Origin of the sequence: Bacillus sanguinis, assembly GCF_018332475.1 — a bacterium.
Taxonomy (GTDB): domain Bacteria; phylum Bacillota; class Bacilli; order Bacillales; family Bacillaceae_G; genus Bacillus_A; species Bacillus_A sanguinis.
The window spans coordinates 1-341 of record NZ_BOQB01000621.1; the positions used below are offsets into that span (position 1 = coordinate 1).

At 29.3% G+C, this 341-nt stretch carries 1 pseudogene; it reads left to right on the forward strand.

From position 1 onward, the window contains the following. Positions 1–122: 122 nt before the first annotated feature. A pseudogene (locus tag KI369_RS28890) lies at positions 123–341 on the forward strand (hypothetical protein); the annotation flags it as partial.

Sequence of the window (341 nt, forward strand, 5' to 3'; positions counted from 1 at the left end):
AAGGAATCCCACATCATGTTGGTAGAGCCTAAAAGGGAAATGGATTGATAATCGTAAAAGATAAAAAAGGAGCGGAAACCCGTTCCTTTTTTTATTTATCTTACTATTTTTAGGAGGTTAGTATGAATAGCATTTTTATCAATAAAAATTTATTGGATTTTTTGTGGAATATATATGAAACGTTGTATAAAATAATCAAGAAAGCCAAAAATTATAGGGGGAAAGTTGTGAAGAGAAATAGGAGTTTAATAAGTTTTTTAGGAGTGTTTATTATGCTGTTTTCTTTTTGTTTTCAAGGAAATGTACAGGCAGATGTAAATACTGTTCAATCTGGAAAAATC